Below are 17,282 nucleotides of genomic sequence, written 5' to 3' on the forward strand. Positions count from 1 at the left end.
TCATGCCGACGGACACCGGTCCGGCGTCGGTCTGCACGGCGGCCGAGGTCAGCTCGCCGCCGCCGGTGTCGGTGACCGTCGCGGTGGTGACCTTGGTCGCCTTGATACGGCTGGGATCGACGGTGGACAGCTTCTGGGCGAGGCGGGGGTGGCCTGGGGCTGTACGCCGGCCAGCCAGGCGGCGGGCTCCTTGTGGGAAGCCCAGGCGGTCACGAAGGCCCGCGCGGTGTCCAGCGCGGCCGCCATGTCCGGCGAGGCGCTGGGGGCCGCGGAGGCGGACGGCGCCGGGGTGCTGGTGCGCGGCGCCGTGCTGGGAGCGGCGGCGGGCTTGGGGTCGGCGGGCCGCTGCTTGTCGTTGCAGGCGTTGAGGAGGAACAGCAGCGCGACGGCGGCCGTCAGGACGGCGGCCAGCCGGCGCGGGCTGTACAGCGGCCAGCGCAGCACGGATCGGATCTGGTCGCGCATCAGATGTCCTCGGGGGTGCTGCCGCTGTCACGCGGACCGTCGTCGTGGTGGGTGCTGTAGCCGCTGGTGGGGGAGTAGATGACGAACGTGCGCGAGCCGTCGGCCTCGGTGAACTCCGGCGCGACCGGGATGGGCCGGTCCCCGTCGAAACTCGGCGGCGGGGGCGGCGGCGAGCTGGGGCCTGCCTCGTAGGTCCCCTGCCGGTCCCGGGGCGGCTGCGAACTGCGCGAAGCACGGGGCGGCGGCGGGGCGGTACGGCCGTGGCCGGCGAGGCCGGCGGCGGTACCCTCGCCGACGGCCCGGGCGATGGCGGCGAGCATCTCCGCCTCCCGGGCCCGCTGCGCCCGGCGCTCGGCTTCCTCGCGGTCGGCTTCCTCGCGGAGCCGCTGCTCCTCCTCGAAGCGCTGCTGTGCCTCGGCGGCCTGCTGGGCGGCCTCGGCGCGGCGTGCCTCCTGGGCCTGGCGCTCGGCCTCGTCCGCCTGGCGCCGGCGCACCTCTTGCTGCACGGCGGCGCCCTTGGCGAGCGCGACAGGGTCAACGCGGTGCATCGGCGGCCAGTCGGCGTGCATCTCCGGCGCGGTCTCGCCGACGGCCGGCTGCTGGCCGTCGCCCTGGTAGGGGACTACGGAGGCGCCGGGGCGGCTGGCGTGGTCGGGTACCCAGTAGCCGGTGTCCTCGCCGTCGTGGTCGGTGGTGACCGGGCCGGGCTCGTACTCGGTCTCCTCGCTCCAGGGCTCGCCCTCGCGCCGCACGAAGCGGCGGGTGGTGGCCTCGTCGTCGTGGTCGATGCCGCCGGGCAGCTGCTCGTCGGCATCGCCGCGGTCCTCCACGCCGCGCCCGCGGCCCAGGCCCCGCAGGCCTCCGCCCCCGCCCCGGCCGCTGGCTCCGCTGCCCTTCGGGTTGATGATGCTGCCGATCTGGCGGGCGTTGACCTTGCCCTTCGCGTAGCCGAGGGCGGCGCCGAACGCCATGGTCTTCGCCTTGCCGAGGATGCCGACCCCGCCGCCGAACCAGTCGCTGTTGGGCGACACCATGGAACTGATCTTGCGGAACGGCTTGGACATGGCCCAGAGCATGGCCGTGATGATCCAGATCAGGACGATCGCGAACCAGTGGGGCAGGTGGTTGTCCTCCTGCAGAAGAACCTGGATCAGGAGAGTGTCCAGGGAGGCGGCCAGGACGAAGACGGGAGCGTTGATCACGGCTGCCGCCGCGCTCTTGCCGACGGTACGCAGGGTGCCGCTGAGCTGCCGGTGGATGGCCAGCGCCGCGATGGCGGGCAGGAACACCCCGATCATCTTCAGGATCAGGCGCGCACAGGTGATCGCGATGGACGACATGAACGAGTACGCGTTCGTCGGGATAGCCCCCAGGGCCGTGTTGACCGCAGTGCCCAGGCGGCCGTCCTCGGCGCCGGTCAGGTGCGCGTACGCGGTGGAGTCCTCGGCCTTGACCTTGGCGGCCAGCGTCTCCCACTTCTTGGCCTTGGCGTTGATGACCGTCGCGCGCTCCTTGGGCGGCAGCTTGGCCTCTGCCCAGGTCAGCGCCTGCGCGTCGAAAAGGTCGGTGCCGTACTTGCGGGCGGTGGGGGACTTGCTGTCACCGAAGACACCGGTTGCCCACCCTTCGTACAGGATCGAGGAGGCGATCAGGTTGCCCTGGCTGGTGGCGGGCGCCGACCCATGGGCGGCGTCCCCGGCCACCCCCTGCTGGATGCGGCCCACGGTCTCGGTCACGGCAGCATCCGCCAGCTTGCCCGCTTCCTGGGGCCAGTTGAACACCACGCTCGTGACGGTCATGACCAGCAGGGCCCAGACCGCGGACTTCGTCGCGTCGGGCAGGTTCTTGCGCCGGGCCTGGTAGACGATGCCCAGGCCCAGGACCAGCAGGGAGATGCTGATCCACGGCCGGTAGATGGCCTCGGCCACGGCCTTGGTGGCGTCGCCGAAGACCACGTTGAGCTTGTTCAGGTAGCCGTCGCCGGTGGCCTCCTGCTGGAGGCTGACCGCCAGCGACGTCCACCAAGTAGAAGCGCTGTAGAGCCAGTTGGCGACCTTGGTCTCGTAGCCGGAGCTGGCCGCGCTGATCATCTCGCCGACGCCGGTCCCGGAGCATCCCAGATCGTAGGTCGACCAGCGGAATCCTGACAGGCCGTACTGCTCGTACAGGTGGGCGCGGGCCTCCGGAGACTTCGGGTCGAGGGGGGCCAGCGGCTTCTTGGGCGGCGTGTCGGCCCAGGCGGCCGGGCCGCTGCCCGGCATCGCCGGGGCGGGGGCATTCTTACAGTTCGGGGTCAGGCCCGCCGGGTCGTCCAGGGACGGGGGCTGTTTGGGTGCCTCGGTGCTGTCGTCGCGCTGGCACCAGTCGGCCGCCTGCCCGGGGACCTTGTCGCACAGGTCGGGCGGGGCGGCGTGGGCGGAAGGGCCCACCAGGAGCGCGCCGAGGACGGCGAGGAGCAGGGCCAGCGCCCAGGTGCGCCGGGGCCGCAGGCCGCGCAGCAGCCGGGCCCCCGGGGCCAGGAGAGGCGTCGTCATCGCCGGGCACCGCCGTTCTGCTGGACCAGGCCCTGCACGGCCGTGTCCGTCCAGGGGTTGGTCCCGGTGCGCTGGGAGAGCGGGGCCGCGGTGGTGTTCAGGGCCCTGAAGAGCGAGGGCCGGTGGCGCAAGTCCACGGTGATGCGTTCGATGCCGCCGTTGCCGTCGCTGAAGATGAATTCGCGGTCGATGTAGTCGGCCTGCATGGTGGTGCCGGTGCTGCGGCGCGGGGCGGACAGCCCTTCGAGGACGCGTTCGTAGCCGTTGCCTGGCGCGATGCCGATCAGCCGCAGGGCGGCGCGCTGGGCTTCCTCGCCGGTGGTCCGGCCGATGAACACAGAGTCGATCCAGTTGCCCAGGTCGGCCGCCATCAGTTCGCCGGCGTCCTGTGAGATGACCACCGCCCGCGCGTTGTGCTTACGGGAGTCGCGGCCGGTCTTCTTCACCAGGGCGCGCCCGCTGGAGACGTTGAGCAGCGCCCACGCCTCATCCATCAGCAGGCCCTTGCGCTCGTGCATGGGGCGGTCGTAGATGGAGCGCTGGGCGTACCACCCGGCCAGGTACAGCAGTGGCATGGAGTACTGCTCATCGAGTGTCCATTCGCTTGCGGGCACTCCGGCGGTGGGCAGGTTGAGGCCCTTGAGGGACATCACGACCAGGCGGTGGTGGGCGGTCAGGTAGTGGTCGTCGCCGGCGTCGACCGCCGGGAAGATCAATTGCCCCTGCGGCAGTTCGGCCGCGCCGCGCAGCAGCTCGGCCAGGTGCTTGCCGTGCTCGGCCAGCGAGCCGTCCAGCTTTTCCAGGACGTCGATGATCGCGTACGGGCTGCTGTGGATGGAGGTGTCCGCGCGCTGGGAGGCCATCAGCAGCGCCTTGTTGGTCGCCTCGGAGGAGCGCAGGGAGTGGTCCAGCAGGCCGCGCAGGACGTCCACGGCCAGCGTGCGGCGCTGCGCCCGGGCGGACTGCTGGGCGGTCCGGTAGGCGGTGTCGGCGGCGTGCACGGGGTCCGGCTTATCCCGGTACTGCTCGGGTTCGAAATGGTCGGGCCGCGGGTCGGGGATGACGCGGTAGGGGTTGAGGGTGCCGGGCTCGGCGCCCATCAGGTCGATCTCGCGCGCGAACGGGCGCAGCTCCGGAAGTGTGCACAGCCTGGTCATCGGCCCGGAGGGGTCCAGTACGGTGACCGGTGCGCCCATCCGGGTGGAGTCGTAAGCGAACTTCCCGCCCAGGGTGCTCTTACCGCCGCCGAGGGTGCTGACGACGAGGGTCAGGCCGGAGCGCTCGGCGACCTCGGTGGAGCGCCAGGGGTGCCACATCACTGCGCGGCGGCTGGCGCCGCTGGTGTAGCCGAGGTTGGGGCCGATGCGGTCGCCGACCAGGGCGGACGCGGCGGGCAGGGCCCCGGCGAGCGTGGTCACCGGCAGCCTGCGCTTGTAGGCGTCGTTGGCGATCGGCTCGCACGGGATGAACTCCCGGGCCAGCTTGTACTGGTCGGCCGGGCGGTGGATGAGCATCTGCCCCTTGTAGAGCTGCTGCACGCGGCTGACGCGGTCGTGGGTCTGCTCGGGGGTGGTGCCGGCCACGGCGATACGGACCCAGCCGTGGGTCCGGGTGGACACCCCCGCGAACCCTGCGGATTTCACCTCGTCCTCGGTGTCCAGGCCCTGCTGGCGCTGGCGGGCGAGCTGATGGGGGATGTCCACGCCGTGCTCCTGGTGGTGGCGCACCTGGTGGTGGATGCGGTCGAGCTGGTCGCGCATCTCCTTGTTGACGACGTCGCCTTCGCGCACGTCGAAGGTGGCGCTGACCTCGTAGGGGAACGGCAGCCGGTCCAGGCGCTGCAGCCAGGGCGAGGCGCCCGACTCCGGGATGGGGGACAGGGACATGCGGCCGACGCTGAGCACGGAGACGTAGCGGGTGACGGGCTCCTGCCGGGTGCCGGTGACCACGATGTGCGGGGTGTAGGGCTCGGGGGAGGACCACTCGGCAGCCTCGGTGAACTCCGCCAGGTCCTCGGGGTACCACTGGTCATCGGGCTGGGGTGGGACGTCCAGCGGGGCGGGCAGGCCCAGGCCCAGGGAGCGGGTCAGCAGCCAGTGCATGTCGTCGGGGTCGGCGGGGGAGGCGGTCATGCCGGCCGACCGCATCGTGGCGGTGATGGTCTGCAGGTCGCGGCCCAGGGCGTCGACCTCCCGCTGGCTCGCCGCGAACCACCGGTGGGTGCTGCGGCCCAGGCCGGACAGCCGCCCGACGGTCACGCCGTAGTAGACGACCTTGTCGTCCAGCGGCAGCCGCCCCACCTTGCGCTGCTCTTCTTCGAGGTAGCGGTCCCAGCCGGGCAGGGGGTTGATGACGCTGTCGTCCAGCGCCCGGGCCCACCGCGCGACCGGGTAGGGGCGGTGGGTGATGCGCAGGTGGATGCGGCGGCCGTTGAGCTCGGCCAGGCGCTGGGCGTGGGCCAGCAGGAGCTGGTTGCGGTCGGCATCCGACAGGAAGCTCCAGCGCTGGGGTCCGGCGACGTACCAGGCGGTGACGGTGCCGGACCGGCTGACGGCCAGGTTGCCGACGACGTCGGACAGCTGCAGGCCGCTGCGGTAGGCGGCGTCGGTGGTGGGGCGGCTGGTGGTCAGCAGGCGGGCCAGCAGGCCGCGCTGCTCCTTGGTCTTCTTCTTCACGGGTTCCCCTTGTGCAGTGTTGGGCAGGCGTGGGCCCGGCCGCGGGCCGGGCGGGTACGCAGGGGCGGGTGGGTCAGCGGGTGCGGCGTGCGCGGTGACGTACGCCGGCCAGGGACAGGCGGCTGCGGCCGGTGGTGCGGGCCGTGCCGCGGGGGCGGCCACTTCGTGCGCGAAGGAGGCGAAGACGGCCTTGGCGGTGTGCTCGTGGTCGACGCGCTCCATGACCTGCATCGTGAGCCAGATGGTCGCGAGCAGGCCGTAGACGGCGTTCCAGGGGCCGATGACGCCCGTCCAGATCTCCAGGACCAGGATCAGGGCGAAGAGGGCCGCGCCGATGAGGTAGGCGCGGTAGCGCACGCGGAACGGGAAAGAGGCGCGCGGCGGGCCCAGGAAAATGTCGTCCACCGCGTAGATCTCGTCGTCGGTGTGCATCTGCATGGCGGCTGCTCCTAGTGCCAGATCCAGCCGGACAGGAACTCGCCGATGTCGAACCCCTTGCCCGACAGGCCCATGATCGCCAGGCCGAACAGGCCGATGCCGCCGACGACCAGGGCGCCGGGCGCGTCCTTCTTCTTGGCGCTGAAGATCACGACGAGGCCGGCGATCAGAATGCCGACCTGCAGGGCGTCCCCTTTCAGGAACTCCTCCAGGCCGTTGGTGCCGAAGGCGGCGAGCTGGGTGCCGCCGCCGGCGAGGACGGCAGCACCGGTCAGTGCGTGGAGCTGGTGGCCGGTGCGGAGCTGGCGTACGCGCCGGCGGTGGGTGAGCTGGGCGGGCGTCAGCGGCCGCAGGCGGCGCAGGTGTTCGCGGATCCGGATCTTCACGGGAGTGTCCCCTTCTGCGAGACGGGATGTTGAAAACCCATGTAACCCATGGGACTTGACCAGCATAGGGTGTGCGGCGCGGTTTTCGAAGCGGTATTGCGTGGCCGGATATGCGGTCTCTGCAGGTCAGCTAGCGAGCCCTACCATGTCCCATGGGTTTTACCGACGGGGGCCGACAACGAGGGAGATTGCGGGCAAATGGGATGTGGATAGGAGTAGGCAAAGGCAAGGGCGGCAGCGGCTGCACCACCACCGCGCTGGAGCTGGCCTACGCGGCCACCCAGCGGCATAACGGCCCACGGCGGCGCCGGGTGGCGGTCATCGGACTGGACCCCCAGGGCGACGCCACCGCCGTACTGGAACCGGCCTCCCGCCGGGTCGGGATCAAGGACGCGCTGCAGGCCCACGGACCCGGCGCACGGGAGCCGCTGCCGCTCGCCGACGTCCTGGTGCCCACCGCGTGGGAGGGCGTCCTGGTCGCACCGGCGGACCGTTTCCTGGCCAATCGCGAGGTGGATATCACCACCGCGGGAATCGGCACGCTGCGCCGTGCCCGGATTGATGGAGAGCTGGATGGCCTCGTGGACGACGTCATTATCGACCTGCCGCGGGACCTGGGAAAGCTGTCCGCAACAGGGCTCCTCGGAATGGAGCACCTGTTCATCACGGCGAGGGCCACCGTATGGAGCGCACAAGGCGCGGAAGAAATGCGCTACACAGCCCAGCGGATCGCAGAAAAGGGAAATCCGGAGCTGACAATCGCCGGGGTTATCGTCACCGGTTTCGAAGAAACAGAAGACTCCCGCAGAGTCCTCGGTGAAATAAGAAACAGATTCGGCAGCAAAGTACTGGAACCACCAGTTCCGCGGAGCCCGCGGGTTCCCGAAGCGCTCGAAAGCTATCACACGCCGTGCCGTGAATTCGGAGGGGACGACTTGAAAGAAGTCGGCGACATCTACCAGCACATCTACGATTCACTGCCGAGGCAGGAGAGCGCGTCATGATGGCGGGCAAAGAAAGCACGGGGGAGCCAGATATGCCGACGGGCACGAAATACCGCCGACAGCCTGCGGGCATTACCCCCAGGACGGAGCCGGACCCGGTCGATGTCGTCTTGGGCGACACGGCCGGGCGACACGCGACAGCGGCACCGGACGCGACGGGCGACACGTCGGCGACACCGGACACCCCGGCGACAGACGACACGACGGCCGACAGGCGACAGCGACAGCCGACAGCCGGCACGGCGACAAGCGACACCGCCCCGGGCGACACAGCGACAAGGCGACACGACGACAGGCGACAGGCGACAGGCGACACGGCGGCCGCAGACGCCACCCCGGCGACAGGCGACGCGTCGGCGACAGACGACACAGGAAACACGGGCGCCGTTGCCGCCGGCGTCGGCGACACGGCGGCCGACGGCGACCTCGCCGGCGGTGATGCGCCGGAGGAGGACCTGGAGGCGATGCGGCAGTTCTCCTACACCCTGGCGCCGAGTCTCGTGGAGCGGATGAAGGCCGCGATCAAGCACACCGCCCACCGGCCGGACGGCTCCCCGAACCAGAGCGCGCTGGTGCGCGCCGTGATCTTGCGGGAGGTCAAGCGGCTGGAGGCCCGCTACAACCACGGCCGCCCCTTCCCCCGGGTCGAGGGCCGGCTGACGAGCGGGCCCGACTCCTCCGCGGCGGTCCGCGGCGCCCGCCTGCGGGCGCACAACCGCAAGACGAGGGGGAAGCCCACCGGCCCCGGCCCCGAAGGGCAGTGACGGGGCGTGACGGAAAAATTCGCCCGAGATGGGCGGAAGCGGAGGGGGACGCTGAGTCCTCAGATCCTCCTTCGTGCGGTTCAGTCTCAGCGTACACCCCGCTGTCAAGCCCAGTGAGGGGGCGCGCTGGAGCGCGCCATCACACGAGGTCACACCCGGAGGTCAGCCAGCATGACAGCACCACCCAGCCCCACCGACACCGCAGCGGACCGCTCGCCGGTCCCCTCCGTCCTGATGGCCGCCGTCGGCCTCGGCCTGGTCGGGTGGGCGGCCACCAGCCTGACCGGCCACACCGAGCTGCGTGCACCACTGCTCGGCGCCGTGGTCCTGGTCGCGGTCCTCGGCAGCCTCGGCGGCCTGTGGCACCACCGCCGCACCCAGCTCCAGCGGGACCTGGCCGCCGCCCTCGCCCCCGTGATGAAGACCGACCGAGCCGGGGCCCGGAAGATGGTCAAGATCACCGCGCGCAACGCGGGGCTCCCGGAGAAGATCAGGATCACCTACCCGGCGACCTTCCCCGACAGCGACGACAAGGCCCGCAAGGCGGTGCGACAGATCATCGCCACCCGGATGGGCGCCGACATCGAGGCGACATGGGAGACCCGGCGCCGTCGCCTGCTGTGTCGGGTCGAGGCGACAGCGACAGCCGGCGTCATCGTCGAGAGCGACACCCCCGTGTCGCCGGTCGGCCAGGACGACACCCAGCACCAGGCCCGGCTGCGCGAGCGCACGACAAGCGTCGTCCGCTCGATCATGGGCGCCGCCGCCGATGTCGCCGACCTCGCCTTCGACGGCGACACGCCGACACGCATCGAAGTCAAATATCCGACAACGTCGCGCGACCTGTCGGCGAATTTCCGGCACCGCGTCACGCTTTCCATGGACAGCAAATTGCCCGGGGACTGGCGCGATAACTGGGACCTGGAAAACGACCGAGTCACGTTCACGCTGCGGCCACCGTTCCCCACGAACGTCCGCTACCCGCTGCTGCACAAGTTCCGGCCGAACGAGCTGCCTTTCGCCATCGCGGAAGATCACTCGATCCAGTCCTGGAAGCTGGGCAGCAAAAACCCTCACGCCTTGGTGATCGGCCCCACGGGCAGCGGTAAAACCGTCCTCATCCGCAACCTCGTCGTCGCGGCCCGCGTGCTCGGCATTCCGGTGATCCTGTGCGACCCGAAGATGACCGAATACCTGGACTTCGAAGACCTGGAGGGCGTGACCGTACTGACAGACCCGGAGCACATCGCCAAGGCCATCGAGCGCACGCACGACGAAATGATGTACCGCTACACCGCCATCAAGCAACGCAAGGCAAAGAAGGGCGAGTTCCCGCGCCTCCTTTTCATCCTGGATGAGTTCTACATCGCCAAGGAAGCATTCGCGGAAATGTGGGCGGAAGAAAAGGCGCTGAACAAGGACCTCAAGGGCAGGGACCACCCCTGCCTGGCGAAGTGGCGGCGGATGGCGGTCCTGGCCCGTACCGCCGGCATCCACCTGGTGCAGGGCATCCAAAGGCCCGACGCAGAGTTCCTGTCCGGCCTGGCCCGCGACAGCTTCCGGTTCCGCATCAGCCTGGACCGGACCACGCCGGAAGCCGCGCGCATGATGTGGGGCGACGCGCACACCGGCACCGACCTGCCCAACATCCAGGGCCGAGGCATCGCGACCGGCCCCGACGGGCCGATGCAGGTTCAGGTGCTGCGCCTGCTCACACCAGAAGACGACGATGCGTTCGACACCGAGGACGCTGCCATCTGGAACCAGCTCGTAGCCCGTATGAACACCCAGGCCGCGCAGCACGCCAACGACCCGTTGGCCTTCCTCGGTCACCTCAACACGGCCGAATTGGGCTGGACGGCGGAGCAGCGGCAGATGGCGGCCCCGGCACCCATCGCGGCCGCGGCTGACGACGAGGGCCAGGAGCCGGCCGAGGCCCCGGCCCTGCCGGAGGCCGCCGAAGAGGAAGTGGGCGTCTATGAGCTGGAGGTGGACCAGACGGTGCTGATCGAGGGTGAGGCCGTCCGCATCACCGACCTCCACTTCGGCGAGGACGAAGACGAGTACGGCGCGGGTGAGGAGTGGATCGAGATCACCTACGAGACGGCCGACGGCGACGACGGCGAGCAGCGCCTGGGCGTCGATGACGTCCTGGTGCGCAAGGTGCCCGTACACGCCTGACCGGCACTACGTGGCTGGCCCGACCATAAGCCGCGCGTGTGGCCGGGCCAGCCAGTGTCTCAGAGGAGGAACCCGTGTTACCGACACTTATAACTGCTGCCCTGGCCATCACGGGCACCCTGCTCGGGGCGATCGTCAGCGGCCGGTTTCAGGAGCGCGCTGCGGAACGCGCGGCGCACATCACGCACAGTGAAGCGGTCCGCCGTGACCGGCTGGAGGCAGTTACGGCGCTGGCTTGCGCGGTCAGCGACCACCGCCGGGCCATGTGGATGCGCGGCGACGCGATCCTCGAAGAGCTTCCGGCTGCGAGGAAGCAAACGCTGCTAGACGAAAGCCACATGACCCGGAGCGCGGTCACCCGCCCGTTGGTCGCGGTGCGCGTCCTCATTGAGGACCAGGCTGTGCGTGCTGCCGCTGAACGAATGATCACGCTGACGTATGCGATGCATGACTCGTGGTCCAGCAGGCAGGCGTTGACCGACGCTCGCGAGGGCGCGAAGGTCGCGCATGACGATTTTTTGGACGTTGCCGCCCGCTACCTCGGCAGCGCGGCGTAGCCTGCGTGGCGCGGTCGACGGCGGCCCGCCGGCCACCGCTGCGGTGCTGTCCCACAACGCCCCGCCGAAGCCGGGCGGGTTCCGTCTGCGCGGGGTGACGGTGGTGCCCGCGGACCGGCTGGTGCCGTGGCTTCTCGCCAACGTCGGCGCCCCGGACCCGGTGCGGGCCCAGCGGGTGCTGGAGCCGTCCGGGCGGGCGCTGCGCCGGTATGTGAAGTGGGCGGAAGCGGCTGCCCGGCTGTGCGGCGCGGCGTACGGTGAGAGTCGGCCGGCGGGTTTCGGAGGCCCCGGGTAACAGCTGGGGTCTCCGCACTTGGGACCGGCTGGCAGACCCGATGCAGAGAACGCACCAGGTCTGCCGCCTTCGAAACGTTGACGCCTCCGACTTCACCGGGGGCGTCAACTTCGTTGTGGGCAGCGGTGGTAGACCGTTCGGGCACCCATTTCGGGATTACCCCTTGCGGCTTCCATATTTGGAAGCTACCTTGGTGTTGTGAGGTCAGGGGATTAGCCCCAGACCCCGCCGGAAGGAACCGGTCGATGAACACCACCGCTGCCGCACTCGAAGCCCACGTCACCGTCGCCACCGTCCGCACCTGGTGCCGTCTCGGAGCCGTCGCCGCCGTCAAGACCGCCGGCCGCTGGGTCATCGACGCCGCCTCCCTCGCCCACCGCATCGCCCTCGGCGCCCTCAAGCGCCCCGCCCGCAAGACCGCCGCGGTCGTGGGCAGGGGACACTGGTGGCAACGCGCCTCGTCGCGCTCGGCTACACCACCCCCGGCTACGCTGCAGCGCAGCGCCACGCGGCCAGCTGGAAGGCCGGGGCCGAAGACGAACGCCGCACCGCCGCCCACCGCACCACCGAGAAAGATCACACCTCCGAGACGGGGAGTCCTGCCCGATGGCTAGGCAAGAGCGTGACTTTCAGGCCGCCGGCCTGCTACCGCAGGACGGCGACGAGCTGCTTTTGCGGGATCTCCCTCAAGCGCAGTTCGACGAGATCGTGGCACGCGATATCCGTGAGGGGACCACTCGTGAGGAGGCCCTGTCCCTGCGCCACCGGAAGAACCTTCGCCGCTGGGAGCTGGCTCTCACCGAGATACTCGTGAGTCTGGAAGGTCAGTTGTCGCAACGCAAGGAGGACGACTCGGCGGAGGCGCGGCAGTGGCGCAAGAAGGCGCGCGTGTTTCAGGAGAAGGTGCTCAAGCGCCGTCGGGAAGCGCGGGACCGTATCGCCCGTCCGCGTCCGAGTCCGCGTCGGCCGCTGCGCGACGCGGCAAGAGAGGAAGCCATCCAGCAGCTGATCGCTGCTCATGCGGAGGAGTACCGGCAGCTCTTCTATGAAGCGCTGCAGAGGCTGGAACAGGACCAGCAGTGACGCGCCGTTCCGGCGGTGCGGCCGGGAGCGCTGCACTCCTTCGTCTGGAGTGAAGTGTCGGCGGACCGGCTGGTGCCGTGGCTTCTCGCCAACGTCGGCGCCCCGGACCTGGTGCGGGCCCAGCGGGTGCTGGAGCGGTCCGGGGAGTGCTGCGCCGGTCGCGTCTGTGTGCGAGGTCGTCAGCGTGGGCTGATGCGCTTGGTGGTTCACCTCGCGTCCCATCGGGCGCGTCAGCCGTTTTGTCCGGCCGTGGTGAAGTGGGCGGAAGCGGCTGCCCGGCTGTGCGGCGCGGCGTACGGTGAGAGTCGGCCGGCGGGTTTCGGAGGCCCCGGGTAACAGCTGGGGTCTCCGCACTTGGGACCGGCTGGCAGACCCGATGCAGAGAACGCACCAGGTCTGCCGCCTTCGAAACGTTGACGCCTCCGACTTCACCGGGGGCGTCAACTTCGTTGTGGGCAGCGGTGGTAGACCGTTCGGGCACCCATTTCGGGATTACCCCTTGCGGCTTCCATATTTGGAAGCTACCTTGGTGTTGTGAGGTCAGGGGATTAGCCCCAGACCCCGCCGGAAGGAACCGGTCGATGAACACCACCGCTGCCGCACTCGAAGCCCGCGTCACCGTCGCCACCGTCCGCACCTGGTGCCGTCTCGGAGCCGTCGCCGCCGTCAAGCAGGCCGGCCGCTGGGTCATCGACGCCGCCTCCCTGGCCCACCGCATCGCCCTCGGCGCCCTCAAGCGCCCCGCCCGCAAGACCGCCGCGGTCGTGTACTCGGTCGAGACGATGACCGCGATCGGCGGCAGGCGCTGGCAGCGCGGCGACAAGGACCGCGTCTACCTCAACGACTGGGCCGCCTTCGCCGGGCTGGAGACCAGCCACTACAACACCGGCAACATCTCCTCCGCCTCCTGGCAGGGCGAGCACATCTCCAACTCCCAGGCGTACAAGCTCGCTGGCTGCATCGACAAGGTCTGGTTCGACACCGCCGACGGCAAGCTGCACGGCCGCTACGGCTTCTCCGAGTCGCGCGTCGCCTCCCGTGAAGAGGTCTGGGCCGCCGTCGTCTCCGGCATCCGCGCCGCCATCGCCGCCCTCTGACACCGACACCGCCACGTCCGCTCCGTCCCGAAGGGGGACAGCATGACCACCACCACGACCCGCGTCATCGAGTGCACCAGCCCCGACGAGCTGTACCGCCAGTACTCCGGCCAGAGCGAACCCCAGCCCTGCTACATCGAACTGGACCTGCGCGAGGGCGTTCTGCTCGCCAGCTACAACGCCGAGATCGGCAACGCCGTGCCGTTCAGCGTCCACTACGGCTTCGAGCGCCGCTACGGTATTCCCCTGCTGCACGCCGAGGCCGCCAACCAGGCGATGCGCGACATCAGGCCGCTGGCCGACCGGATCCTCGCCGACTGGGAACAGGTCTGGGACGGCAACAACCTGGTCGCCCGCCTCGGGGAGGATGCCCGGGCCGCCGAGGAGGAGCTGGAAGGGCTGCTGGAGGACCGCTTCGTGGAATCGGACCAGGTGACGGTCTGGGACGTGGACGGCGCCACCAACAGGTGCGAGGCCGACGAGTACGGCATCACCGCCGAGACGACCGACGACCGCCTGATGGAGATCGAGGAGCTGATCCGCCAGGACCTGGCCAGCGTCAGCGACAGCAGCGTGGTCGTGCTGGAAGGGGTGGACGACTACCTGCGGCAGCTGCGCGACGGCCTCAGCGAGGAAGACGACGACTGATCCCTCGTTTTCATCCTGCGCCGCCCCGGCGACAGCCGGGGCGGCATCACCTTGGAGAACCGATGACTGAATACACCGATCCGCCGGGGATGCCCGAGGACGAGCGGATGACCGACGCCGAGTTCCGCGTCGTGCGCGAGTACCTGGGGCTGACCCCCGAGTGGCTGTCCGGCCACCTGGGGGTGTCCGCGCGCACGGTCCGGCACTGGGAGGCCGGCAAGTACCAGATCCCGGACGGGGTGCGCCTGGAGATGGAGGACCTGGAGCAGCGCACCGGCGAGTTCGTCGCCGGGGCCGCGGAGAAACTGCAGGACCTGCCGGAACCGGGCTTGTTCACCTACCGTACGGATGCCGAGTACTGGGCGGCGCACCCCGAGCTGGACCCGCTGTTCCCCGCCTCCTGGCACCGCGCGGTCGTCGCCCGTATCGCCCTGCGGGTGCCGGGCCTGGCCATCGCGTACGCGGATACCGAGGACCGTCTCCGCGGCCGCACGGCGGCCGCGGAGACGGCTGGCCGGTGAGCCGCGTGCCTTCCTGCGCTGCCCATGGCCCGAGCCCTCAGCAAGAGTTCGTGCGCGACTCCAAGATGCTGCGCCCCTACCAGCAGGAAGCGGTCGAGGCGATCGTCGCGGGCCGAGCGGCCCGCGGCCAGTTACACGCGGCCTGCGGCTCCGGAAAGACGCTGATGTCGGTGCGGGCCGCGGCCCGACTGGTCCCCGATACGGGCCTCCTCGTGGTCTTCACCCCGTCGCTGGCCCTGGTGGCCCAGACCATCACCGAGTGGCGTGCCGCGTCCCGGGTGGATGCGGTGCTGGCTGTGTGCAGCGACGACACCGTCACCGACGCCCCCGCGCACCTGGCGGACATCCCGGCCCAGGTGTCCACCGACCCGGCCGGGATCACTAAGTGGCTTCTCGGGGGCGCTGGCCGGCGCCTGGTGGTGGCCACCTACGCCTCCGGGCACCGGCTGGCCCAGGCGCTGCGCGACGCGCACGTCACAGCGGACCTGGCCGTGCACGACGAGGCCCATCACCTGGCGGGCCGCGCCGACTACGTCACCCGCCGCATCCTGGACGACGCGTTCCTGCCCGCGCGCAGGCGGCTGTTCATGACCGCGACGCCCCGCATCGACGACCTGCGCGCACAGACCGGCGACGGGCTGACGATGTCGGACACCGGCGTCTTCGGCCCGGTGCTGTTCAGCTATCCGTGGGCCCGCGCCATCAGCGAGGGCCACCTGGACGACTACCGGGTGGTCATCGCCGGGATCGGCGAGAGCGAACTGCTGGAACTGCTGACCGATGACGAACACCGGCACGTCCAGGAGCCCGGTGCCCCCGACGCCCGGGTGCTGGCCGCGCAGGCGGTGCTGGGCAAGGCCGCCCGCCAGTACGGCCTGCGCCGCGTCCTGGCGTTCTGCCACCGGCTGGACGCCGCCGCCGAGTTCTCCCGCACCCTGCCCGCCACCCTGGCCCGGCTGCCCGCCGGCCAGCGGCCCGCCGGAGCGGTCCACAGCGAGCGCATCACCGGCGAGCACACCCACGCCCAGCGCGAGCGGATCCTGGACACGCTGCGCGAACCGCCCGACGCCTGGACCGTGCTGACGAACGTGCGCTGCCTGTCGGAGGGCGTGGACGTGCCGGCCGTCGATGCGGTGCTGTTCACCCACCCCAAGCGCTCGCAGGTCGACATCGTCCAGGCCGTCGGCCGGGCGCTGCGCCGCTCGGGCCCGGCCGCGACCGCCACGGTCATCGTGCCGATCGTCGTGCCGGACTCGGGCGAGCCCGTCGGCGACCTGGATCCGGGCGAGTACCGCGTCCTGTGGCAGGTGCTGCGGGCCCTGCGCGCCCACGACGAGAGCCTGGGCATCGAGCTGGACACCCAGCGCTCCAAGGGCCACGAGACGAACCCGCAGCTGCCCTCGCGCATCACCGTGCAGATGCCGCCCGGCACCAGTGACGACATCCTGGCGAAGATCACCGCGCTGACCGTACGGCAGACCACCTCCGCCTGGTGGACCGGCTTCGGGCACGCCCGCGCCTTCCACACCGCCAACAACCACCTGCGCATCCCCTCGGCTCACCTGACCGAGGACGGCTTCCGCCTGGGACAGTGGATCCAAAACGCCCGCCATCACCGGCGCAAGGGCTGGCTGCGCCCGGACCGGGTCGAAGCCCTCGACAAGATCGGCATGGTCTGGGACACCACGGAACTGCCGTGGGCGCGGTTCCTGGAAGAGCTGCGCGCCTTCAAGGCCGCGTTCGGGCACACGCTGGTACCCCAGAGCTACCTCTCGCCCGGCGGCTACCGGCTCGGCCAGAAGGTCAACAGCACCCGCAGCCGCTCGCAGCGCATCCCGGAGTTCGTCCGCACGCAACTCGACGGCCTGGGCATGGTCTGGGATGCCCGCGACGCCCGCTGGCAGGAGCTGTACACCGCGTGCCAGGACTACCGCGGCGAACACGGCCACCTGAACGTGCCCGTCTCCTACGTCACCGGCGACGGCTACCCCCTGGGCATGCGCCTGAAGGCGGTGCGCCGGCAGGCATCCGCCGGGCGGCTGGACCCGGCCGAGCGCGTCTCGCTGGAGGAACTGGGCCTGTCCTTCACCGCGGGCCCGGACCGGACCTGGAACGAGTTCCTGGCAGCCTGCGACCGCTACGTCGCCCAGCACGGCAGCCTGGCCACCGTGGAGAAGGACTACACCGACGACACCGGCTACCGTCTGGGCTCGCGCATCTCCTACTACCGCAACCTGCACCACGGCACCCGCGACGGCGCCGGCCCCGTCCCGGCCGAGCGCCGCGCCGCGCTGGACGCGCGCGGCATGGTCTGGCGCATCGCGCCCCTGCGCGACCTGCGCCCCGACGAGCACCACCGGCTCGCCGGCCTGTCCGGCGCCCGGCTGGGCGCCGCCGTCCTGGAACTGGTCGAGGAGGGCGTCACCCAGTCCAGCATCGGCGTGGCGCTTGGCTACAGCCACACCTACCTGTGCACCAAGGTCAAGCACTACCGTGCCACCGGCACCTGGCCGGCCCGCGGCAACCGCACCATCCCCACTCCCAGGAGGACCGATGAAGGACAAGGCGGCCGCCCAGAGGTCCCAGCGAAGCGCACGTGACCGGCAGCCCGTCGGCGAGAGCTGCTTGCCGCCC

Annotated in this window: 15 protein-coding genes; 11 read left to right on the top strand and 4 right to left on the bottom strand. The window is 70.6% G+C overall.

Going from position 1 to position 17,282, the window contains the following annotated elements:
- Window positions 1-48 precede the first annotated feature (48 nt).
- From ACEXOX_RS44250 to ACEXOX_RS44265, 4 genes are read right to left on the bottom strand one after another with little or no spacing between them, the layout of a single operon-like run.
- Window positions 49-465 carry a hypothetical protein gene (locus tag ACEXOX_RS44250; RefSeq protein ID WP_406526770.1) on the bottom strand — a complete coding sequence of 139 codons (417 nt, stop codon included), beginning with the start codon at window positions 463-465 and terminating at the stop codon, window positions 49-51.
- Window positions 465-2,999 carry a hypothetical protein gene (locus ACEXOX_RS44255; RefSeq protein ID WP_406526771.1) on the bottom strand — a complete coding sequence of 845 codons (2,535 nt, stop codon included), beginning with the start codon at window positions 2,997-2,999 and terminating at the stop codon, window positions 465-467. The genes ACEXOX_RS44250 and ACEXOX_RS44255 overlap by 1 nt, the downstream gene beginning before the upstream one ends.
- Window positions 2,996-6,112 carry an ATP-binding protein gene (locus ACEXOX_RS44260; protein ID WP_406526772.1) on the bottom strand — a complete coding sequence of 1,039 codons (3,117 nt, stop codon included), beginning with the start codon at window positions 6,110-6,112 and terminating at the stop codon, window positions 2,996-2,998. Before ACEXOX_RS44260 ends, ACEXOX_RS44255 begins: the two co-directional genes overlap by 4 nt.
- A gap of 11 nt (window positions 6,113-6,123) precedes the next feature.
- Complete coding sequence (locus ACEXOX_RS44265) at window positions 6,124-6,498, bottom strand: hypothetical protein (RefSeq protein ID WP_406526773.1); 375 nt, start codon at window positions 6,496-6,498, stop codon at window positions 6,124-6,126.
- Between the two features lie 152 nt (window positions 6,499-6,650).
- On the opposite strand from ACEXOX_RS44265, the gene ACEXOX_RS44270 reads away from it, so the two are divergent.
- From ACEXOX_RS44270 to ACEXOX_RS44320, 11 genes are all read left to right on the top strand, one after another.
- A complete protein-coding gene (locus tag ACEXOX_RS44270; RefSeq protein WP_406526774.1) occupies window positions 6,651-7,502 on the top strand; it encodes a ParA family protein in 852 nt (283 codons plus the stop codon).
- A 464-nt stretch (window positions 7,503-7,966) separates the two neighbouring features.
- Complete coding sequence (locus tag ACEXOX_RS44275; protein ID WP_406526775.1) at window positions 7,967-8,266, top strand: hypothetical protein; 300 nt, start codon at window positions 7,967-7,969, stop codon at window positions 8,264-8,266.
- Window positions 8,267-8,437: 171 nt separating this feature from the next.
- The gene (locus ACEXOX_RS44280; RefSeq protein ID WP_406526776.1) at window positions 8,438-10,447 is read left to right on the top strand and encodes an FtsK/SpoIIIE domain-containing protein; all 2,010 of its coding nucleotides are present in this window, start codon (window positions 8,438-8,440) and stop codon (window positions 10,445-10,447) included.
- 74 nt (window positions 10,448-10,521) lie between these two features.
- Window positions 10,522-11,004 (top strand): hypothetical protein, encoded by a 483-nt coding sequence (locus ACEXOX_RS44285; RefSeq protein WP_406526777.1) that lies wholly within the window; start codon window positions 10,522-10,524, stop codon window positions 11,002-11,004.
- Between the two features lie 43 nt (window positions 11,005-11,047).
- A complete protein-coding gene (locus ACEXOX_RS44290) occupies window positions 11,048-11,299 on the top strand; it encodes a hypothetical protein (protein WP_406526778.1) in 252 nt (83 codons plus the stop codon).
- 245 nt (window positions 11,300-11,544) lie between these two features.
- The gene (locus ACEXOX_RS44295) at window positions 11,545-11,913 is read left to right on the top strand and encodes a hypothetical protein (protein WP_406526779.1); all 369 of its coding nucleotides are present in this window, start codon (window positions 11,545-11,547) and stop codon (window positions 11,911-11,913) included.
- A complete protein-coding gene (locus tag ACEXOX_RS44300; protein WP_406526780.1) occupies window positions 11,906-12,382 on the top strand; it encodes a hypothetical protein in 477 nt (158 codons plus the stop codon). The genes ACEXOX_RS44295 and ACEXOX_RS44300 overlap by 8 nt, the downstream gene beginning before the upstream one ends.
- Before the next feature lie 581 nt (window positions 12,383-12,963).
- Window positions 12,964-13,479, top strand: a complete 516-nt coding sequence (locus tag ACEXOX_RS44305; RefSeq protein ID WP_406526781.1) for a hypothetical protein — start codon at window positions 12,964-12,966, stop codon at window positions 13,477-13,479.
- A 42-nt stretch (window positions 13,480-13,521) separates the two neighbouring features.
- Window positions 13,522-14,127, top strand: a complete 606-nt coding sequence (locus ACEXOX_RS44310; RefSeq protein WP_406526782.1) for a hypothetical protein — start codon at window positions 13,522-13,524, stop codon at window positions 14,125-14,127.
- Between the two features lie 62 nt (window positions 14,128-14,189).
- Window positions 14,190-14,648: a helix-turn-helix domain-containing protein gene (locus ACEXOX_RS44315; protein ID WP_406526783.1), complete on the top strand. Its 459-nt coding sequence runs from the start codon at window positions 14,190-14,192 to the stop codon at window positions 14,646-14,648.
- Window positions 14,649-14,698: 50 nt separating this feature from the next.
- On the top strand, window positions 14,699-17,248 hold the full coding sequence (locus ACEXOX_RS44320; protein ID WP_406526784.1) for a Helicase associated domain protein: 2,550 nt from the start codon (window positions 14,699-14,701) through the stop codon (window positions 17,246-17,248).
- Window positions 17,249-17,282: the final 34 nt, after the last annotated feature.

This window comes from Streptomyces sp. Ac-502, from assembly GCF_045222935.1.
In the GTDB taxonomy this organism is placed as follows: Bacteria; Actinomycetota; Actinomycetes; order Streptomycetales; family Streptomycetaceae; genus Streptomyces; species Streptomyces monomycini.

Bases quoted from the DNA above. Each gene is read 5' to 3' on its own strand.
- ACEXOX_RS44250 (WP_406526770.1), bottom strand. From the start codon at position 465: ATGCGCGACCAGATCCGATCCGTGCTGCGCTGGCCGCTGTACAGCCCG.
- ACEXOX_RS44255 (WP_406526771.1), bottom strand. From the start codon at position 2,999: ATGACGACGCCTCTCCTGGCCCCGGGGGCCCGGCTGCTGCGCGGCCTG.
- ACEXOX_RS44260 (WP_406526772.1), bottom strand. From the start codon at position 6,112: ATGCAGATGCACACCGACGACGAGATCTACGCGGTGGACGACATTTTC.
- ACEXOX_RS44270 (WP_406526774.1), top strand. From the start codon at position 6,651: ATGGGTTTTACCGACGGGGGCCGACAACGAGGGAGATTGCGGGCAAAT.
- ACEXOX_RS44275 (WP_406526775.1), top strand. From the start codon at position 7,967: ATGCGGCAGTTCTCCTACACCCTGGCGCCGAGTCTCGTGGAGCGGATG.
- ACEXOX_RS44280 (WP_406526776.1), top strand. From the start codon at position 8,438: ATGACAGCACCACCCAGCCCCACCGACACCGCAGCGGACCGCTCGCCG.
- ACEXOX_RS44295 (WP_406526779.1), top strand. From the start codon at position 11,545: ATGAACACCACCGCTGCCGCACTCGAAGCCCACGTCACCGTCGCCACC.
- ACEXOX_RS44300 (WP_406526780.1), top strand. From the start codon at position 11,906: ATGGCTAGGCAAGAGCGTGACTTTCAGGCCGCCGGCCTGCTACCGCAG.
- ACEXOX_RS44305 (WP_406526781.1), top strand. From the start codon at position 12,964: ATGAACACCACCGCTGCCGCACTCGAAGCCCGCGTCACCGTCGCCACC.
- ACEXOX_RS44310 (WP_406526782.1), top strand. From the start codon at position 13,522: ATGACCACCACCACGACCCGCGTCATCGAGTGCACCAGCCCCGACGAG.
- ACEXOX_RS44315 (WP_406526783.1), top strand. From the start codon at position 14,190: ATGACTGAATACACCGATCCGCCGGGGATGCCCGAGGACGAGCGGATG.